2 protein-coding genes are annotated in these 2398 nt (G+C 50.7%); one reads left to right on the top strand and one right to left on the bottom strand.

What is annotated here, in order from left to right; genetic code table 11:
- The first annotated feature begins 621 nt into the window (after positions 1 to 621).
- Complete coding sequence (locus QJQ48_RS27745; protein ID WP_346294447.1) at positions 622 to 936, top strand: hypothetical protein; 315 nt, start codon at positions 622 to 624, stop codon at positions 934 to 936.
- A gap of 543 nt (positions 937 to 1479) precedes the next feature.
- Here the strand turns inward: QJQ48_RS27745 and QJQ48_RS27740 are convergent.
- Positions 1480 to 2205 carry a TniB family NTP-binding protein gene (locus tag QJQ48_RS27740; protein ID WP_346294446.1) on the bottom strand — a complete coding sequence of 242 codons (726 nt, stop codon included), beginning with the start codon at positions 2203 to 2205 and terminating at the stop codon, positions 1480 to 1482.
- Positions 2206 to 2398 lie beyond the last annotated feature (193 nt).

Raw genomic sequence — 2398 nt, 5'->3', positions numbered from 1 at the left:
ATTCCAAAAAACGTTGCTGGCACTGCGATCGCTGTGTTGCTTATACGCTTGTCTGTTGCTGTGCTGTTGTTCTATACGCCGTAGTGCGATCGCTTTTATACTTGCAAGCTTTGTTCTGCATTTTCCTTGCTCCGTAAAAGCGCTGCTGTGTAAGCGTTTTAGCGTCTTTGCTCATGCGATCGTTTCTTGCCTCTGCGTTGAGATATGCATAAAGCTGTATACATGCATTAAACTTGCTTGTTTTGAATGTATGTTTTGAACGTATACTTAGCGTGTACATGCTGTGCCTTTCACTTGCATAGGAGCCAGAGCACTGGTGCTATCCTATCGGCTTCCTTGATGCGATCGCGCTAAGCTCAAGGAGAGCTTACAAGCATTCTTAGTGTGCTGCAGAACCCTGGGGCCATCCCTTCTTCGGACTCTGTGTCGAGCCCACAAAAGCGATCGCTGGCTGCTCTTACTCTACTTTGTATCAGTGCAAAACCCTCTCGGGCGATCGCGTTATTGACTTGGAAACTATCATTCACGCGATCGCTGGTAGTGGAGGCTGTTGTTGTTTCTTAGGAGCTTGGCATAGGCCGTTTCGTAGCATGATAGGCAAGAAAACTCCTCTCTGCCTCTATGAATACAGATAGCCCTGTCTCTGACAGCGTCATCGATCAAATGATCGACCTGCGATTGCAACTCGCTCAACTCGAACACAAAATTGATACCCTCATGCCCGCTTTCTTTGATGCCTGCTCAGCTCAAGAGCTCACTCAGTTTAGACATAAGCATGGAATCATCTGTCGTCGGCTTACGCCCGGCAAATGGGACTATCCTAGCGATATCCTGAAGCAGGAAAAACGCCTCAAGCTGCTTAAACAGCAATTTCAGCAAACCCATGAACCTACAGCTGGGCGTGAAGTTACCTGGTCTATTCGACTGACTCTTTAGCTCTAGTCTTAGCTCGTCAGCACCATTTTCATAAACAACAGCTCACAGCGATCGCATTGGCCTGTTTGCCAGTAGCTCGGCAGCTGGAAAGCACTTTGACATTGGGGACATTGGAAAAGCAACGGCCGTTGGTGCACTTGGCAGTTAGGCTCGTCGGCTAGCTGCCAAGTCAGTTTATGCCAAGGGGCCGTTTTATAGCACTGGGCACACAGGCGTGTGGGCCAATGCAGCCGGATGCTTTGAGGAAACCACATTGAACGCAACCGCCCCTCTTCTACTCCTGTGAGCTGTGAGAGCTGCTCCAGGTCCTTCGCGCTCGGTCTACGACGGCGCGAAGGACTTTCCCAATAGGACACGATGTAGGGTCTTTTGCCCAGCATCGCCGATAAATGCCCACTGCTTAGATAGTTCGCTCGGCGAAAGCGGCCTAGAAAGTGGCTAAAGCTCTCCTCTTCGTAGGGCGCTACTTGAAATAGCCAGGGCTGAAGAGATCGTTTTACTGGCCTTGGAAGGCTCATTAGGGACCCTCTATGGAGATAATGGCTATCTAACTAGCGAGCACTCTTTGACCACCTGCTTGAGCCGTTTAAGACTAATATGCAACTCTCCCTGTTGCAGTGCTTGAATGGCCGCATCGCGCAGTATTTGATCCAATAGTCCAATACAGCCGCGGGTTCCCTGAATAAGCAACTGTTGCGCTTTGGCGCTGGTTAGGTTTGACGGCTCAGGCAGTTTGAGCACATTCTCCTCCCAAAGAGCTGTCGTCTCAAGCAACTCCTCTGCGCCTAGTCGAGGATAGCGATAGGTCGCTAGAAATCGGTATTCCACTTGTTCATCTCGCTGCACCACAGCATTCAAACGATCCGTTCCTACTAGCACTGCCGCGATGTCGAGTTCTTGAGCAATATCGCGGATTTCCCCTAAAGCCGGTAAGCTGGCACGTTGGGCCTCATCGAAGATGATCATCTCAACTTGGCAGCTCTCCAGCACACGGTACACTCGCTTGCGCAAATCCATGATGCGACCCCGCGTTGCCTGATACTGCAGGCGATCTAGCAAGCCGACTAACAGACTACTGAGCGATAAGCCTTCTGGACATTGCCAATACAGCACGGGGACAATGGGCGATTGCCCAGGGAACTGGGTCGCTCGACTCTTGAGGTGATACGTATCGCAGCTAATGGTCTTACCAGTTCTCGAATCACCCACGACTCGGCACGGTTGGCGTGCTAGACGCTTCCTTTCCAACCAGCCGTGAAAGTCTTGCATCTGCGGTGTCTATCAAATGTCAAGGGTTTAGCGTGACGCGACAGCTAGATAGGCGAGTTTGCAAATCTGCGAGCGCGATCGGCAATTGCAAGACTCCCTTGTCGCGACAACTATGATCAAAATGACAACTATGATCGCTAATGCGGTTAATCTCGATTTGCGGTATTTGGCTCAGTTGAGTGAGCCGAGCGAG

This window comes from Sphaerothrix gracilis Ecp01, from assembly GCF_030405905.1.
Taxonomy (GTDB): domain Bacteria; phylum Cyanobacteriota; class Cyanobacteriia; order Phormidesmidales; family Phormidesmidaceae; genus Sphaerothrix; species Sphaerothrix gracilis.
This window is presented reverse-complemented; position numbering and strand designations above follow the sequence as displayed.

Coding starts and splice junctions, on each gene's coding strand:
- QJQ48_RS27745 (WP_346294447.1), top strand. CDS start 622: ATGAATACAGATAGCCCTGTCTCTGACAGCGTCATCGATCAAATGATC.
- QJQ48_RS27740 (WP_346294446.1), bottom strand. CDS start 2,205: ATGCAAGACTTTCACGGCTGGTTGGAAAGGAAGCGTCTAGCACGCCAA.